The 18,117-nt window shown below is 46.8% G+C and carries 11 protein-coding genes; 10 read left to right on the top strand and 1 reads right to left on the bottom strand.

Features of this window, described 5'->3' with window-relative positions:
* Window positions 1-28: 28 nt before the first annotated feature.
* From hrpB to QMG91_RS03280, 10 genes are all read left to right on the top strand, one after another.
* Window positions 29-2,479 carry an ATP-dependent helicase HrpB gene (gene hrpB / locus QMG91_RS03235; protein ID WP_281828875.1) on the top strand — a complete coding sequence of 817 codons (2,451 nt, stop codon included), beginning with the start codon at window positions 29-31 and terminating at the stop codon, window positions 2,477-2,479.
* A complete protein-coding gene (gene mrcB / locus QMG91_RS03240; protein WP_281828877.1) occupies window positions 2,476-4,839 on the top strand; it encodes a penicillin-binding protein 1B in 2,364 nt (787 codons plus the stop codon). The genes hrpB and mrcB overlap by 4 nt, the downstream gene beginning before the upstream one ends.
* A gap of 112 nt (window positions 4,840-4,951) precedes the next feature.
* Window positions 4,952-7,189, top strand: a complete 2,238-nt coding sequence (locus QMG91_RS03245) for a patatin-like phospholipase family protein (protein WP_281830432.1) — start codon at window positions 4,952-4,954, stop codon at window positions 7,187-7,189.
* Window positions 7,190-7,438: 249 nt separating this feature from the next.
* On the top strand, window positions 7,439-10,036 hold the full coding sequence (gene acnB, locus QMG91_RS03250; protein WP_281828879.1) for a bifunctional aconitate hydratase 2/2-methylisocitrate dehydratase: 2,598 nt from the start codon (window positions 7,439-7,441) through the stop codon (window positions 10,034-10,036).
* Between the two features lie 176 nt (window positions 10,037-10,212).
* Complete coding sequence (locus tag QMG91_RS03255; RefSeq protein WP_281828881.1) at window positions 10,213-10,581, top strand: YacL family protein; 369 nt, start codon at window positions 10,213-10,215, stop codon at window positions 10,579-10,581.
* Window positions 10,582-10,805: 224 nt separating this feature from the next.
* Window positions 10,806-11,144: a P-II family nitrogen regulator gene (gene glnK / locus QMG91_RS03260; protein ID WP_004401910.1), complete on the top strand. Its 339-nt coding sequence runs from the start codon at window positions 10,806-10,808 to the stop codon at window positions 11,142-11,144.
* Window positions 11,145-11,162: 18 nt separating this feature from the next.
* Window positions 11,163-12,392, top strand: a complete 1,230-nt coding sequence (locus QMG91_RS03265) for an ammonium transporter (RefSeq protein WP_281828884.1) — start codon at window positions 11,163-11,165, stop codon at window positions 12,390-12,392.
* 171 nt (window positions 12,393-12,563) lie between these two features.
* Window positions 12,564-13,577, top strand: coding sequence for a Fe(3+) ABC transporter substrate-binding protein (locus QMG91_RS03270; protein ID WP_004401912.1), 1,014 nt, complete (start codon window positions 12,564-12,566; stop codon window positions 13,575-13,577).
* Window positions 13,578-13,832: 255 nt separating this feature from the next.
* Complete coding sequence (locus QMG91_RS03275) at window positions 13,833-15,455, top strand: ABC transporter permease (protein ID WP_022551483.1); 1,623 nt, start codon at window positions 13,833-13,835, stop codon at window positions 15,453-15,455.
* The gene (locus QMG91_RS03280; protein WP_004401914.1) at window positions 15,455-16,483 is read left to right on the top strand and encodes an ABC transporter ATP-binding protein; all 1,029 of its coding nucleotides are present in this window, start codon (window positions 15,455-15,457) and stop codon (window positions 16,481-16,483) included. Before QMG91_RS03275 ends, QMG91_RS03280 begins: the two co-directional genes overlap by 1 nt.
* A 190-nt stretch (window positions 16,484-16,673) precedes the next feature.
* Here the strand turns inward: QMG91_RS03280 and QMG91_RS03285 are convergent, their stop codons facing one another.
* Complete coding sequence (locus QMG91_RS03285) at window positions 16,674-18,086, bottom strand: phosphoglucomutase/phosphomannomutase family protein (protein WP_022551482.1); 1,413 nt, start codon at window positions 18,084-18,086, stop codon at window positions 16,674-16,676.
* Window positions 18,087-18,117: the final 31 nt, after the last annotated feature.

Raw genomic sequence — 18,117 nt, forward strand, 5'->3', positions numbered from 1 at the left:
CTGTTCATTACATCACAAGGATCATTCATTGTCACAGCTCCCGATAGAATCTGTGTTGCCAGAACTACTCAGCGCGGTTCGTTCAAAACAGCAGGTTGTTTTGAAAGCCGAGCCAGGCGCAGGTAAGTCCACTCATTTGCCTTTACAACTGGTAAAACAGAATGTGGTGAGTGGAAAAATCATCATGCTTGAACCCAGAAGGCTTGCAGCGCGAAATATCGCTCACTATCTTGCGTCTCAGCTCGGTGAAAAAGTCGGAGAAACCGTCGGGTATCGCGTGCGAGGCGAAACCAAAGCGAGTAAACACACTCGACTGGAAGTGGTAACGGAAGGGATTTTGACCCGAATGATCCAGTCTGACCCAGAGTTGGATGGGGTCTCTCTGGTGATATTTGATGAGTTTCATGAACGCAGCATTCACGCCGATACCAGCCTTTCGTTTTGTCTGGAGATTCAGGAAGCTCTGCGTGAAGACCTAACTTTGCTGGTGATGTCAGCCACTCTTGATGAGTCTGCACTGACCAAATTGCTTCCGGAAGCTGCATATATTGAATCAGAAGGGCGCGGTTATCCCATTGAGTATCGTTATGCCCCCATGTCGGTGAATGACCGACTAGCAACTTCTGTAACCAAGCAAATCCAATCCTTACTGGCTAATGAATCTGGCTCGATACTGGTTTTTTTACCGGGTGCAGGGGCGATTAATCAGGTGAAAGAGAATCTTGGCGAACTGGATAGCAAGACCGATGTTTACCCATTGTACGGGCAACTGAATTTTTCCGATCAGCAAAAAGCCATCTCTCCACCTGAACAGGGCAAGCGAAAGGTCGTACTGGCGACCAATATTGCCGAAACCAGTCTGACTATCGAAGGCATCCGAATTGTGGTCGACAGTGGGCTAGAGCGATTTGCTTCTTTCCAGCTCAAAACGGGTATTACCAAGCTGGAGCAACAGCGTATTGCGCAGTCTTCAGCTCATCAAAGGGCGGGGCGTGCGGGTCGATTGGAAGCCGGAATCTGCGTGCGCCTGTACAGCGAGCAGCAATTGCTTCAACAACCAAAAATTCCTACACCAGAAATTCTCCGAACGGATTTGTCTTCTGTGATGCTGGAAATGCTTCAGTGGGGGAACAGTGAATTTTCACCGCAGCACTGGCTTGACGTACCAACTCAGTCTTCGATTTCTGCCGCAACGGATCTTCTCAATCAACTGGGTCTTACGGATGCGCAAGGCAAGTTGACGGAGCTGGGTATTCAGGCGCAGTCACTCGGAACCGATCCTAGAATGGCGGCTATGTTACTCAAAGCACGTCAAGAAAGCGGTGAACATTTGAGTACCGCTATGGCGATGGTGGCGTTGATAGAAGAGCCTGAAAGAAACAGCGACAGTTTGATTCACTCAGCTCAGCGCTTTAAAGACGGACGTCACCAACATCAACACAAAGTTAAAACGAGAATCTCAGCTCTGAACACCAGACTAGGTGTGCAATCTACCTCTTTCAGGTTTGATGAACTTTTATCGGGCGTATGCCTTTGTTGGGCGTTTCCTGACCGAATCGCGAAACAAAGATCGGCAGGAGGGGAAAATTACCTTCTGGCAAATGGGCATGGCGCGGAGGTGGATTCGCTTTCCTCGTTGAGTCAAAACGAATTTTTAGTGGTTGTCGACCTGATGAAAGGGCGAAACAGCGACAGTAAAATCCACTTGGCTTGCCCCCTAGATTCAATTCCAGATGAATTGATAAAACAAGGTGTGTTTGTTTATTGGGACGACCAAAAAGGGGAACTTATAGCGGAAGCACGCACATCTATCGATGCGATTGTTCTGGAAGCGAAACCAACAAAAGAGATAACAGAAGAGCAGAAATCACAGGCTCTGCTGAATCATATCAAGCAAAATGGATTGGATGTGTTGTTCTGGTCAGACAAAGCCTCGGGGTTATTGAACCGAATTCGCTGTGCTCGCGAATGGCTTTCAGAAGAATCTTGGCCAGATGTCTCAGATTCCGGCTTAGTTGAAAATCTCGATAAGTGGTTGTTGCCATTTATGAATGGGGTTTCTAACATGAAGGCGTTAAAAAAAGTGGATATGTATCAGGCACTCAATGCGTATTTGGGTTGGCCTTTGAATCAGAGTATTGATGAATGGCTCCCTGAGCGTTACCCACTTCCGACTGGGCAGACACGTGAGATTTGCTACCAGGAAGGAAAGCCTCCGCACCTTTCTGCCAGAGTTCAGGAAGTGTTTGGGGAACAGGCATCTCCCAGAATAGCCAAAGGAAAAATTGCCGTAACGTTAGAATTGTTGTCTCCCGCAAGGCGACCTATTCAAATAACCCAAGACTTAGCGGCGTTTTGGCAAGGGTCTTACCATGAAGTCAAAAAAGAAATGAAAGGGCGATACCCTAAGCACCCGTGGCCAGATGATCCGGCTAATCACGAAGCCACCACAAAAACCAAGCGACAACTGAATTCATGACAGAGAAAAAGAAAACGTCAGGGCGAACCACAAAAAAGGCGACGACTAAGAAGCGAAGCCCCAGAAAACCGGCGACTAAACGAAGAACAAAGAAGAAAGTACAGAGAGGTTGGTTGCGAACTCTGTGGAGCCTGACATGGAAAAGCGCCGTGACAGTATTCGCGGTTCTGATTTTCGTTGGGATCTATCTGGATAGCGTCGTCAGGCAGAAATTTGATGGACAGCTATTTGATTTACCAACGGTGGTTTATGGCCGCGTTCTAACATTGAGCCCGGGAAGCCCTGTTACCTTACCCCAGCTTCGAAAAGAGCTGGACGTACTCAACTACCGTAAAGTGCGTTCACCCAGACACCCAGGTGAGTATTCCTCCTCTTCCACCAAGATAGAGCTCATTCGCCGTGAATTCGAATTTGAAGATGGTCCCGAAGCGTCACGACACGTCATGCTCTACTTTAATGAGCAGGGGCTAGAACGAATTAAGTCGCTGGAATCAGAACGAGACATGGGGTATTTACGCATCGATCCCAAAATGCTTGGAATGCTGGAAAAAAACACCGAAGAAAATCGACTGTTTTTGAAGCGTGAGCAGTTCCCAGAAGTGCTGGTGGATGCTCTTCTGGTGACCGAAGACCGGGATTTCTATCAGCATGAAGGGGTGTCTCCTTTTGCCATACTGCGAGCACTGGTTGCGAATGTAAAAGCAGGTCGAACGGTGCAAGGTGGCAGTACGCTGACCCAGCAGTTGGCTAAGAACTTATTCTTATCGCGTGAACGAACGTTGTGGCGAAAAGTGCGTGAAGCGTATATCGCGCTGATTTTAGATTATCGTTACAGCAAAGATCGCATACTCGAAGCCTATTTAAATGAAGTGTATTTGGGTCAGAGCCGTGGAGAAGCCATTCATGGGTTTGGCTTGGCTTCAAGGTTGTATTTTGGTCAGCCTTTACAAGAGTTGCGTATTGACCAGATTGCCTTGCTGGTTGGTATGGTTAAGGGACCATCCTATTACAACCCGGTTCGCAAACCAGAAAGGGCGAAAGAGCGTCGTGATTTAGTGCTTCGTCTGATGATGCAGCACGACATTCTAACCGCTGCTCAGTTTGAGATGGCGGCAAGCCGAGATTTGGATACACAGGAAAAACCGCAGATTGCCAGCAGACAGCCTGCATATTTTCAGCAAGTTAGCCGCGAGTTGAAACAAAAAGTCGGCGACGCGTTTCAGCGTCAGGCTGGGTTAAAAGTGTTTACGTCTCTGGATCCGGTATCTCAGTTTGAATTGGAGAAAGCCATCAAATCGAAAATTCCGCAACTTGAGCTTCGAGCTGGAAAAGGGCTGGAAGCCGCAGGCATTGCGGTTGACCGCCGGAGCGGAGAAATTCGAGCCATGGTAGGAGGCAAACGAACCGGTTACGACGGATTTAATCGAGCACTGAACGCATCCAGACCGATTGGTTCTCTGGCTAAACCCGCGGTTTATCTGACTGCATTGCAAAGCCCAGCAGAATTTACATTGGCGACGACCCTTAAAGATACGCCGTTCTCGCTTAAAGGAAGCCAGGGCAGTGTGTGGTCGCCAAAAAACTACGACAGAAAGTATCGTGGTGATGTGTCGCTTTACCAGTCCTTTGCTAAGTCACTCAATGTGCCTACGGTCAGGTTAGGGCTGAAGCTGGGTATTCCCGCGGTGATGGATACGTTTGAGAAGCTCGGTGTCGACAGGCAGGAAATTCGTCCGGTGCCGTCTATGTTTCTCGGATCATTTTCTCTGACGCCATATCAGGTGTCTCAGATGTATCAGACACTCACCAATTCTGGAAAAAAAGCGCCATTGAGCGCGTTACGTAGCGTCAAAGATCTGGAAGGGAATGTGCTTTATCGTTCAATTCCTAAAGTGTCCCAGCGCGTACCTCAACAGGCTGCCTGGCTAACGACCTATGCAATGAAAAAAGCGGTATCTGAGGGAACTGGCCGTTATTTGCAAGGTCAATTTAGTCGCATGACACTGGCGGGCAAAACGGGAACCAGTAATGATACCCGAGACAGCTGGTTTGTTGGTGTCGATGGGCGAGAAGTGGTGACCTTGTGGCTTGGAAGGGATGACAACAAACCCACCAAGCTGACAGGGTCAAGTGGTGCACTTCGGGTTTATCACCAGTACCTGCAGAACCGGATACCGGAACAACTGATTCTTCCATGGCCAGCACAAATTACGACCATGGGGTTTGCTCTTAAACCGGATGGTGGTTTAAAAATAGATTGCAAAAAAGCATTTACGTTGCCCGTATGGGATAAATCGGGTGACGTAAAGGAAGCGTGTAAAAGCGGACCCGCCAATTGGCTGAGCCGCTTATTCGAATAGCTGGGCTAATGTTCTCAGAGTCATTGACCCATAAATAGGAGGTCTCTTGTTTCATTTTTGGTGTAAAGGAATCGCCGCCATTATTTTGAGTGCGGTACTACTGACTAGCCAGATGGCATTGGCAAATTCTGAAAATGAAACAGAGAAAGAGCGTCCTGTTATTGCGGTTGTATTGGCTGGGGGCGGTGCCAAAGGTGCTGCCCACATTGGTGTCCTAAAAGCGCTGGAAGAAATGCATATTCCGGTTGATATCATTACAGGTACCAGCATGGGCGCATTTGTTGGTGGCATGTACGCCACGGGGATGTCTGCCGATGAAATTGAGTCCTTCATCCACACCATAGACTGGAGTTCTGGTTACAGAGACAGGGTCAATCGCGACCAGCTTCCCGTTCGTGAAAAACAATATTACGACCGCTATCAAATTCAAACTGACCTTGGCTTACGTTTTGGTGATGTAACCGCACCAAAAGGTGTGGTTCAGGGGCAGAACATGCATCGAATTCTGCGCGAAGCCGCAGGAAACATACCCCCAATGTACTCTTTCGATGAACTCGCCGTACGCTATCGAGCTGTCGCGACTGATATTGTGAAGCTTGAGCCCGTCGTTCTGGATAGCGGTTATCTGACCGATGCCATGATGGCAAGCATGTCTGTTCCCGGTGCCTTACCTCCATTTCCCATGGGAGAAAAGCTGCTTGTTGACGGTGGTGTGACTAACAATATGCCTGTTGAGCTGGCGCGGGAAATGGGGGCTGATCTGATTATCGCTGTTGATATCAGTACCGACTATCAATCCCGTCACGAATTAAAAACGTTTATCAATGTAGGCGACCAGCTATCGAACTACATGGTTCAGCGAAGTACCCATCGCCAGTCGAAGAAACTCACAGATAAAGATGTTCTGTTAAGTCCAAAAGTGGGCGATATGTCGACAACCGACTTCTCTCGAATGCCTGATGCTTACGAGCTTGGTTATATTGCTGCCATCGAATCAAAAGAGGCGCTTCAGCGCTTCGCGACCAGCCCGATACAGTATCAGGCATACATCAACCGTAAGCAGGATGCGAGACGTTCTATTGTTTACGGTGATCAGCTGGTTGTGGATGAAATCGAAATCATCAACAACAGTCACTACAACGATAACGTCCTCAAACAGTTTTTGTCGCTTGAGCCCGGTAAACGATACACCTTGGATGAATTGGAAACTCGGGTTCACAGCCTCTACTCCTTAAACCGATTCGAACAGGTTTTGTACCGCTACGATCAGGACGACAAGGGAAAAACTACGCTTTATGTCGAGGTGAATGAAAAGGAGTGGGGACCAAACTATGTCGATTTCCGCTTCTATCTGGAAGACGATTTTCAGAACACAAGCCAGTACTCGATCGGGCTAAGTGTTAACTTCACCGACTTAAACGACAAAGGTGCTGAAATTCGCACTAATTTAGAAATGGGGTCTGATAAGCTTATTGAAGCTGAATGGTATAGCCCTATATTCAATGAGCAGAAGCTGTTTACCAGTGCTTCGATGACTTATGTGAATGAAAATCGGCAGTTGCCTTTTGATGAAGATTTTCTGAAAGAAGTAACGTTAGCGGGGAGCAAAGATTTCTTGCCGATCAACTATGTTCAGTTTACGGCAGAAGCAGCACTGGGGATCGCACCTTCTTTTAATCATGAGTTTAAATTTGGTGCTCGGTATACGGTCGGCGATTTCTCTCTTTCTTCATTGCCCAAATTTGGCACGCAGAATTTCAACCGAAAAGGACTTTTTGCGCGTTATCGATACGATACGTTTGATGATATGAGTTTTCCTGCGGAGGGGAACTTAGCTCACTTTGAGCTATTGGCGTCAGAAGACAACATACAAGAGGATCAAAAAGAAACTTATACCGAAGACCGGGTCAATGAAGTGACCATTCAATTGGGCACCGCACACAGCTATCAACGTCATACTTTGGTCGGAATGGCAGAATATGAAGTGACCCGCAGCCGGAATGCCACCATCCCGATTATGCCTAAGTCTCTGGGAGGGTTTCTGAATCTGTCTGGTTTATCAGGAAATAGTTTGATCGGACAGAACAAAATTTTCGGCAGTTTGGTGTACCGTTACCGTTGGTTTGACAACGACTTCGGCTTGTTCCGCTCTCCGGTTTACCTCGGAGCTTCAGCGGAATATGGCGGAGTGTGGTCTGATCCCAATTTGAAAATCAGTGAAGCGCCAATGTACGTGGCAGGGTCGGTTTTTGCAGGTGTGAAATCTCCGATTGGGCCTATAATTTTAGCGTACGGGCAAACAGAAGAACGTTTCAGTTCGGTATACCTAATCGTGGGAACGGCTTTTTAACGCGAATAAAAATGCTTAAATTCATAGAACTTTAGTCTCAAGTTGCTATGTTGGTCAAAATGATAAGATTTTAATTTTAAGTTAAATTTGCTATTCTCCACCCCACAGTTTGGCCCTATGCCGCTGTTGATTATTAAGAATCAGAATAAGACTATTCATAATAAAAGCGGCAAGGCAGCCAAGTTTTTCCAAGGATGTTTGCACCTCTTGATCACAAGGGAGGTCAAACCGCAATGAGAGGAATGAGTCGTGCTTGAAGCCTACCGTAAACACGTCGAAGAGCGTGCCGCAGAAGGAGTCGTTCCAAGACCCCTTGATGCTGAACAAGTCGCAGGACTTGTAGAATTATTAAAAAATCCGCCCGCAGGCGAAGAAGCTTTCCTAATTGATCTTCTAGAAAATCGTATCCCACCTGGCGTAGATGAAGCCGCTTACGTTAAAGCTGGATTCCTTACTGCTATTACCAAAAATGAAGTTACATCCCCATTGGTTAGCCGCGAGAAAGCCGCGGAACTATTGGGTACGATGCAAGGTGGTTACAATATCGAATCGCTGGTTTCTCTTCTTGATGATGCAGATCTGGCGCCAATTGCTGTTAAAGCACTTTCTCATACACTTCTTATGTTCGACGCGTTTTATGACGTTGAAGAGAAAGCCAAATCTGGCAATGCTTCCGCTCAGCAAGTACTTCAGTCATGGGCTGATGCTGAATGGTTCCTAAGCAAGCCAGAGCTAAAAGAAAAAATCACACTTACTGTATTTAAAGTAACGGGTGAAACCAATACTGATGACCTGTCTCCGGCGCCGGATGCATGGTCTCGTCCAGATATCCCTGTTCACGCTTTGGCTATGCTGAAAAACGAACGTGAAGGTATCAAACCAGATTCTCCGGGAACTATTGGTCCAATTAAGCAGATTGAAGCACTGCAAGAGAAAGGTCACCAGCTTGTTTACGTCGGTGATGTTGTAGGTACTGGTTCTTCTCGTAAATCCGCAACTAACTCCGTACTTTGGTTTATGGGTGACGACATCCCTAATGTGCCAAATAAGAAAGCGGGTGGTTACGTACTTGGCGGTAAAATTGCCCCTATCTTCTTCAACACAATGGAAGATGCAGGTGCACTGCCAATCGAAGTGGATGTAACTAAGCTGAATATGGGCGACGTTATCGACGTGTACCCATTTGAAGGTAAAGTTTGTAACCACGAGTCTGGCGAAACACTGGCTGAATTCAGCCTGAAAACAGACGTATTGATTGATGAAGTACGTGCTGGTGGTCGTATCCCTCTTATCATTGGTCGTGGTTTGACAGACCGCGCTCGTGAGTCTCTGGGTCTTGAGTCTTCAGACGTATTCCGTCGCCCGGTTTCAGCCGCCGATACGGGTAAGGGCTACACCCTTGCTCAGAAGATGGTGGGTAAAGCGTGTGGCGTAGAGGGCATTCGCCCAGGTACTTACTGTGAGCCGAAGATGACAACAGTAGGTTCTCAGGATACAACCGGTCCTATGACTCGAGATGAGTTGAAAGACTTGGCGTGTCTAGGCTTCTCTGCAGACCTGGTCATGCAGTCATTCTGTCACACATCGGCGTACCCGAAACCTGTTGATGTGAACACTCACCACACACTGCCTGATTTCATCATGAACCGTGCGGGTGTTTCTCTTCGCCCTGGTGATGGTGTAATCCACTCATGGCTAAACCGTATGCTACTTCCTGACACTGTTGGTACGGGTGGTGACTCGCATACTCGTTTCCCTCTGGGTATTTCTTTCCCAGCTGGTTCTGGTCTGGTTGCTTTTGCTGCTGCAACAGGCGTTATGCCTCTTGATATGCCGGAATCGATTCTGGTTCGCTTTAAAGGCGATATGCAGCCAGGTATCACACTGCGTGACTTGGTACATGCCATCCCTTACTACGCGATTCAGCAAGGTCTTCTGACTGTTGAGAAAGCAGGTAAGATCAATGAGTTCTCTGGTCGTGTTCTTGAGATCGAAGGTGTAGAGCACCTGACGGTTGAACAGGCATTTGAACTGTCAGATGCGTCTGCAGAACGTTCAGCGGCGGGTTGTACTGTTAAGCTATCTCAATCGTCGATTGAGGAGTACCTGAACTCGAACATCATCATGCTTAAGTGGATGATCTCTGAAGGCTACGGCGATGTGCGTACCATCGAACGTCGTATCACAGCTATGGAAGAGTGGCTGGCTAATCCAGAGTTGATGGAAGCTGATTCTGACGCAGAATACGCTCACGTGATTGAAATTGATCTTGCAGAGATTAATGAACCTATCCTGTGTGCGCCAAATGATCCGGATGATGCTCGTCTACTGTCTTCTGTACAAGGCACGAAAATCGATGAAGTATTCATTGGTTCTTGTATGACCAACATTGGTCACTTCCGTGCAGCCGGTAAGCTTCTTGATAAGCACAACGGTCAGCTGGATACGCGTTTATGGATTGCACCACCAACGAAAATGGACCGTGACCAGCTTACAGAAGAAGGTTACTACGGTATCTACGGTCGTGCGGGCGTTCGTATCGAAACTCCGGGCTGCTCCCTGTGTATGGGTAACCAGGCGCGAGTTGCAGACAAAGCGACTGTAATGTCCACATCAACGCGTAACTTCCCTAACCGTTTGGGTACAGGTGCAGACGTGTTCCTAGCCTCTGCTGAGCTAGCCGCAGTTGGTGCGATTCTTGGCCATATCCCTTCTAATGAAGAGTACCTGGAATACGCGAAGCAGATTGATGCGACAGCAGCGGATACGTATCGCTACCTGAACTTCCATAAAATGGATCAGTACACCAAGAAAGCAGATACGGTGATTTTCCAAGAGCCAGCATAAGCTTAAGGAAATTCTGATATCCAAAGCGCCCCAATCGGGGCGCTTTTTACTTTCCAATCTCACTATCGCATCACTCACTTCCTCTTTATTTTCTAAAATTAGAATTAGGTGAGCTTCGCCTCTCCTTCTACTAAGTGATACACTCCGCTTCCTCTGAAATTTGCGGGTAACAGACAATGGAATACCAATTCACTAAAAACAGCTTAACGGGTGACTACATGGTCAAGTGCAGCATGGGGCATGAGATTGTGGGACGCTGGTTGCAGGAAGAAGTGAACGCTCAGCTTAGTGTTATTGACGGTATTCTGCAGCGACTCGAATGGATGATGGAAGGTCAGCATCATGAAGATAAGATCGAAGGTCGTGAAATCAGCGTGTTAATCAATCGCGATGAAGTGGTGATTCAAGAAAACGGCATTGAGTTCGAACAGGAATGCGCTGAGCCCGATATGTATCTTTATGAAAGTGAAAGCAGCGCAGCTTGTGGATTTGAAGATTTTGTCGAATTAGTAAAAGCCTGGAAGGCGTTTGTAACGTCATACTAAATAAAGCGTTTAGGTCTTCATTCTCAAAATACTCACCATTTTGGGGAAAGATATGAGCTCTGCTTCAAATTTGGGAAGAGGATGCACAATTTTTGTGCATCCTCTTTTTTCATTTTACGACCGCTACTTCTTAAATCTATTGAAATCATTAAGTTAGGTTTTTGGCACGCTCCTTGATTGTTGCTTGTGTGTTAACGGATTACACCATTTTTAGAGAGGACGTGATGAAACTTATAAATGCCATTGTTAAGCCATTCAAACTCGACGATGTAAGGGAAGCATTATCCGATGTAGGTATTGAAGGTATGACGGTTAGCGAAGTGAAAGGCTTCGGTCGTCAGAAAGGTCATACCGAGCTATACCGCGGAGCCGAGTACCAAGTCGATTTTCTACCAAAAGTAAAATTAGAAATTGCCACACAGGCAGAAAACGTAGACCGAGTAGTAGAAGCCATCACCAAAGCCGCCCACACCGGCAAGATTGGCGACGGAAAGATTTTTGTTTATGACCTTCACCAAGCGATTCGTATTCGTACTGGTGAAATGGATTCTGAAGCACTTTAAGGGATTGGGGATATTATTATGGAACTATCAGTAACAGTAGCTGAACTCAGATATGCACTAGACACCTTTTTCTTCCTCATTTCAGGTGCATTGGTTATGTGGATGGCAGCGGGCTTTGCCATGCTAGAGGCGGGGCTTGTACGCTCTAAAAACACCACAGAAATCTTAACGAAGAACGTGTGCTTGTACGCGATTGCCTGTACCACTTTCTTACTTGTGGGCTACAACATTATGTACGTCGATAATGCAGAAGGGGGCTGGTTACCATCCTTTGGTGCCTTGATTGGTTCTCAGGGTGAAGGTGCCGATCACTCACTTGAGTCCGACTTCTTCTTCCAGGTCGTGTTTGTTGCAACTGCGATGTCCGTTGTATCCGGTGCAGTCGCTGAGCGAATGAAGCTTTGGTCTTTCCTGATCTTTTCAGCCGTCCTGACTGCTTTTATTTATCCAATGGAAGGTTACTGGACATGGGGCGGTGGTTTCCTTGCAGAAGCAGGTTTCAGTGATTTCGCTGGCTCCGGTATTGTTCACATGGCTGGTGCCGCAGCAGCGTTAGCAGGTGTGGTGCTTCTGGGGGCTCGTAAAGGTAAGTACGGAAAAAATGGTGAGATTTATCCAATTCCGGGCTCAAACATGCCTTTGGCAACGCTTGGTACATTCATCCTATGGTTTGGCTGGTTCGGCTTTAACGGTGGCTCGCAGTTAATGGTTTCAGACTTTGAAAACGCAACAGCGGTAGGTCAAATCTTCCTGAACACCAACGCAGCAGCGGCGGCAGGTGCAATTGCAGCACTGCTAGTGTGTAAAACAACGTGGGGCAAAGCTGACCTAACTATGGTGCTTAATGGTGCATTGGCTGGTCTGGTTGCCATCACTGCTGACCCGTTGTCTCCTTCTCCGTTAGTGGCTGTTGGTATCGGTGTAGCGGCAGGTGCGCTGGTAGTATTCAGCATCGTTGCGATGGACAAAGTGAAAATCGATGACCCAGTTGGTGCGATATCAGTTCACGGTGTATGTGGCTTGTTTGGTTTGATGATGGTGCCTGTCAGCAATGCAGATGCGGCTTTCTCAACTCAGCTATTGGGCGCAGCGGTTATCTTTGGCTGGGTCTTCGGAGCAAGCCTGGTCGTGTGGTATGTACTGAAAGTAACTATGGGTATTCGAGTTTCTGAAGAGGAAGAACTGGAAGGTATGGACATGCACGATTGTGGTGTAGGTGCGTACCCTGAGTTTGTCTCAGTGAAGTAATATAAGATCTGAGACGAAACAAATCGTTACTAAATTTAATGATAGACCTGTCAGAAATGGCAGGTTTTTTTGATCTTGATACAGAATGGATGATTGTCAACCGAAGGAGTTTGAATATAATAAGGCGACTGATAAACATTATCATTATTGCTTTCACAAAGGACTAAAACGATGAAAAAACTGCTGACTCTTTCAGCCATCGCGTGTGGTGTTATTGCTCCTTCTGCTATGGCCGCTGAAGAAGTGAACGTATACTCTTACCGTCAGCCTTTCTTGGTTGAACCAATGTTTAAAGAGTTCACTAAAGAAACGGGTATCAAAGTAAACGTTAAATTCGCTAAAAAAGGTCTGGCTGAAAAGCTGGCTCAGGAAGGTGAATACAGCCCAGCAGACGTTATCCTAACTGTAGACATCAGCCGTCTTGCAGAACTGTCTAAAAAAGGTCTAGTTCAGCCAGTAAACAGCGATGTAATCGAAGCAAACATTCCTGCTCAATACCAAGACGACAACAACGAGTGGTTCGGTATCACAACTCGTGCTCGTAACGTTTACTCTTCTCGTGACCGTGTTGGTAAGCTAGGCGAAGACTTCACTTACGAAGATCTAGCTAAGCCTGAATTCAAAGGCAAAATCTGTACTCGTAGCGGTAAGCACCCTTACAACGTATCTCTAATTTCTTCTATGATTGCTCACAAAGGTGAAGCGGCAACGAAAACTTGGCTAGAAGGCGTGAAGGCAAACCTTGCACGTACTCCACAAGGTAACGACCGTGCACAGGTTAAAGCGATCAAAGAAGGTCTATGTGACGTTTCTCTGGGTAACAGCTACTACCTAGGCAAGATGGTAAACAACGAAGAGCAAAAAGCTTGGGCTGAAGCGGTTTACATCAACTTCCCTAACCAAAAAGCAGCGGGTACTCACGTAAACATCAGTGGTATGGCTATGGCGAAACACTCGCCAAACAAAGCAAACGCTAAGAAACTGATGGAATTCCTAACGAAAGACAAAGCTCAGTCTATGTACGCTGAAGTTAACTTCGAATACCCAGTTAAAGCGGGTGTTAAGCGTTCTGAGCTAGTTGCTTCTTGGGGTGACTTCAAAGCGGACACTATCTCGCTTGAAGAAATCGCAGCTAACCACTCTAAAGCGATCAAACTTCTAGACGAAGTTAAATTCGATCTGTAATGCGAAACATTTGCTCAACCTATTAGGTTGAGCATATGGTTCTAAAGCCATCATAAGCAGTGTAGATAGTAGTAACTATAAGATGTTACTTACTTCTTTCATTGTTAATGATGGCTTTGTTAGTTTTTAGGGATTGAAAAGCAAAATGAGAGTCGTTTTGATATACTTTCCTAAATACCATGTTTTCTATTAGGGATATAAAGTGTCTTGGCGACAGAAGCCTCGCATTTTGTATTGCTGTAAAGTCGCTGGGCAATGAAAGAAAATCATACCACTTGGAAAGTCGGCAGCTGGAGTGTGGCTGGGCTGTTGGCGCTACCGATAATCGCCATTTTTTATATGTCCATAGGTGAATCGGAAATCTTTCCACATCTGATGAGCACAGTACTGCCAATTTATATTGCCAACACCATTAAACTGGTCACCGGAGTCATGCTGTTGTCACTGTTACTGGGGGTTCCCAGTGCCTGGCTAATGGCCATGTGTAAGCTTCCGACCGAGAGAATTTTGCAGTGGGCACTGGTGCTTCCATTGGCAATGCCCAGCTATATCGTGGCATACGTTTACACCGACTGGTTTGACTTTCCCGGACCTATTCAAATGCTCCTCCGTGATCTTACGGGGTGGGGACCAGGCGAATACTGGTTTCCAGATATTCGAACACTCACTGGTGCGGTCATAGTTCTGGCACTGGTGCTTTATCCTTATGTTTACCTGCTCGGGCGAGCTGCTTTTATGGAGCAGAACGTATCTCTGCTTCAGTCTGCAAGATTGCTTAAGTGTTCACCTCTGACGAGTTTTTTCAGAATCTCTCTACCGTTAGCCAGACCTTCTATTGCCGTTGGGCTTTCTCTGGTGGCGATGGAAACCATTGGCGATTTCGGAACCGTGAATTACTTTGCTGTTCATACATTAACGACCGCCGTTTACGATACGTGGCTTGACCATTCTGAGCTTTCAGCCGCAGCAAAAATCTCATCCATCATGCTGGTGGTAGTGGTGCTACTGATCAGTGCCGAGCGATACAGCCGTCGCCGTCAGAAACTTTTTCAGTCCCAGTTTAATAGCCATGAAGACGTACGTTACGAGCTGCAAGGCTGGAAAAAGTGGGCGGCGCTCGCTTGGTGTTGGGGGCTGGTTGCCGTTGCGTTTGCACTTCCTCTGCTTCAACTCGGTTCTTACGCCTATACTTATTTTGCTCAAAGCTGGACGGAAGAATTTCGCCAGTACTCCATTAATAGCTTGCAGGTTTCTTTGTCTGCCGCGGTGATAGGTGTGGCTGTCGCTTTGGTAGTGAATTTCTGCCAACGCGTTAATCCCGGTCGCAACAGCGTCATGTCGATGCGATTTTCCTCCATGGGATACGCCGTTCCTGGGACGGTTCTCGCCATAGGTGTGATGACGTTTGTGACCCGAGTGGAGCATGGCATCAATGATTTTGCTAAATGGATGGAGTGGGCACCTCCGGGGCTGTTCTTTTCCGGCTCAATGCTTGCACTGATTTTTGCCATGGTTGTGCGTTTTTCCGCTGTGGCGATTGGCAGCATCGAAAGCAGCATGAATAAGATATCGCCTTCTCTCGACATGGCGACTCGGACCATGGGGTGCAATGCCAACGAGATGCTGAGAAGAATACATTTACCGCTGGTACGTCGTGGTGCGTTGATCGCCGGTCTGCTCGTGTTTATCGAATGCATGAAAGAGCTTAATGCCTCTTTACTGCTTCGCCCATTTAACTTCGAGACGCTGGCGACATACGTGTATAACTACGCGTCAGACGAGCAGCTAGAGCTGGCGGCAATGCCAGCCGTTTTATTGGTACTTGTGGGACTTATCCCCTTGATTATGGTTAACCGTTCACTGGAGCAAAATCACTGATGAGTTGCGCATTAACTATTGAAAACCTGACGTGTAAGTACCAAACGCAGACGGTGCTGGAATCATTATCCCTCACCGTTCAGCATGGCGAGATCGTCTGCTTACTTGGAGCCAGTGGTTGTGGAAAGACCACCTTATTGAAAGCCATTGCCGGATTACTTCCTCTCGCCAGCGGAACCATGACACTCAATTGCCAGACCATAGATAACGGTAAAGACTGGATCCCACCAGAGAAGCGAAATATTGGCATGATCTTTCAGGATTATGCGTTGTTCCCTCATCTAACCGTTGAGCAGAACGTTGGGTTTGGTTTACGTACTGCGAGCGAGAGTGAAAAGCACGCAAAAGTGCAGGAGATGCTGAAGTTAGTCAAACTGGATGAATTTGGTGATCGGTTCCCGCATCAGTTATCAGGTGGTCAGCAACAACGTGTGGCGATAGCCCGTTCACTGGCGTACAAGCCGGACCTTCTGCTTTTGGATGAACCATTTTCTAATATCGATACGCAAGTTCGCCATGAATTGATCCGCGAAATTCGTAAGATTTTTAAGGCGCAGGGAGTGACCGCGATCTTTGTGACCCATAGTCGTGAAGAAGCATTCGCGTTTTCCGACAAAATGGCGGTGATGAACAACGGTGTTATCGAGCAGTTTGGCAGTGCCTCAGAACTGTATTACCAGCCATCCAGTAAGTTTGTGGCAGACTTCCTTGGAGGCGGCAGTTACCTCCCAGCCAAACGAGTGTCTACCGATAAATTTGATACCGCGTTCGGAGTGTTAGGTGCGCTAGCGCAAGCAGAGATTCATGTTGATCAAGAATGTGAGCTGTTATTAAGACCTCAGCACATTAAGGTCAGCGCGGCAGATGAAAGCAGCATACAGATCCTGGAACAGCAGTTTATGGGTGATCACTGTCGATATGTGATTGAGGCTAATGGAACTCGCCTGATTGCCAGTTCTTCTGAGGCTCTGGACATCAACCAGAAGGTCAATGTGCAGATTGAATCCGATGGCGTGTTAGCGTTTTAATACCAGCTACTTACTGCGATTGGTAAGAAGATCAATCTGAGAAGAAAAGAGAAAGCCCAGCAAACGCTGGGCTTTGATTTTGGACCTATAGGGGTATATCACCAGTCTAACGGCGAACACTGAATAGTGACTAGCTATTCAGTGCGTCCAAAACACTTTATACAACAATTGTGACAATTGTTTTGTATGATTAAAGAGAAAGGAATGCTTTTACTTGTGCCACAGCGGCTTCAGCGCTTTCCTTGTCTTCCATTTCAGAGAAGATTCTCAGCAGAGGTTCTGTCCCAGAGAATCGGGCAATGACCCATCCGCCATTTTTGAAGTAGACCTTAGCGCCATCTTCATAACTGACTTTCTCAATTTCAAAATCGAAATCGGGCAGTTGCTTCTCTACATAAATCTTGTTGTACAACGCTTCTTTTTGCGCAGGCTTAAATGTGCAATCGCCCTCTGCTGTATAAGCGTAGCCATACTTACCGTAAATTTCATCCAAAAGCTCAGAAAGTTTCTTTCCTGTGACGCTTACCATCTCAACCAGTAAACTTGATGCAAACACACCGTCTTTACCTTTGATGTGACCACGAATGGTCAAGCCACCTGAACTTTCACCACCGATAAGTGAGTCGTCGGCTTCCATTTGAGAACTGATGTGCTTAAAGCCTACAGGAACCTCAAAGCTCTTTTCACCGTGATCGGCTGCGATTTTGTCTAGGATATGCGTGGTCGCGATGTTACGAACCACAGAACCCGACCAGCCTTTGTATTTCAATAGGTAGTAATACAGTAGCATCAGTACTTCGTTCGGATGAATGAAGTTACCTTTTTCATCAATGATGCCTAAGCGGTCCGCATCTCCATCGGTACCAATGCCGATGTCATAGCCTTCTGCTGCCACCAAGTGTTTCAGGCGATACAGGGTTGCCGCACTAGGTGATGGCATTAAACCGCCAAAATCGGGGTTTTTACCATCATTGATTACGTCTACATCACAACGACCGTTGATCAACACCGTCTGAAGTGCGTTTTTGGCTACGCCGAACATTGGGTCAATCAATACGCGCAGATTGGCTTTTTTGATTGCTTCGATGTCGATGAAGTTAATGATGGAATCGACAAACTCATTCATTGGGTTAATTTCAAGAATGGTCTTGTCTTCTACCGCTTGTTCAAAGTCGACGCTCTTAACATTTTCTAGAGTCAGATTCGCAATCTGTTCTTCGATCTTCTGCGTGATGATTTCATCCGCATCGCGACCGCCTTCAATGAATACCTTGATGCCGTTGTAATCTGCCGGGTTGTGAGATGCTGTAATACACGCTGAGTAAGCACATCCCATTTCTTTGGCTTTGAACATCACAATTGGGGTAGGGACAAACTTGTTGATAAAGCTAACCGTAATACCATTTGCTGCCAACACTTCGGCAAACCAATGACCGGCTTTATCGGAAAGGAAACGACGGTCGTAACCGACGACAAACCCTTTGTCTTCCACCTTCTCGTTTAACATGATATTGGCAACGGCCTGAGCCACTAAACGAACATTGTCTTTAGTGAACTCTTCACCGATAAAGGCGCGCCAGCCACCTGTACCGAACTTAATCATATTAAAATCCTATTTCTCTCCGTGGCTCACA

The organism is Vibrio nigripulchritudo (assembly GCF_027924785.1).
Lineage (GTDB): Bacteria > Pseudomonadota > Gammaproteobacteria > Enterobacterales > Vibrionaceae > Vibrio > Vibrio nigripulchritudo.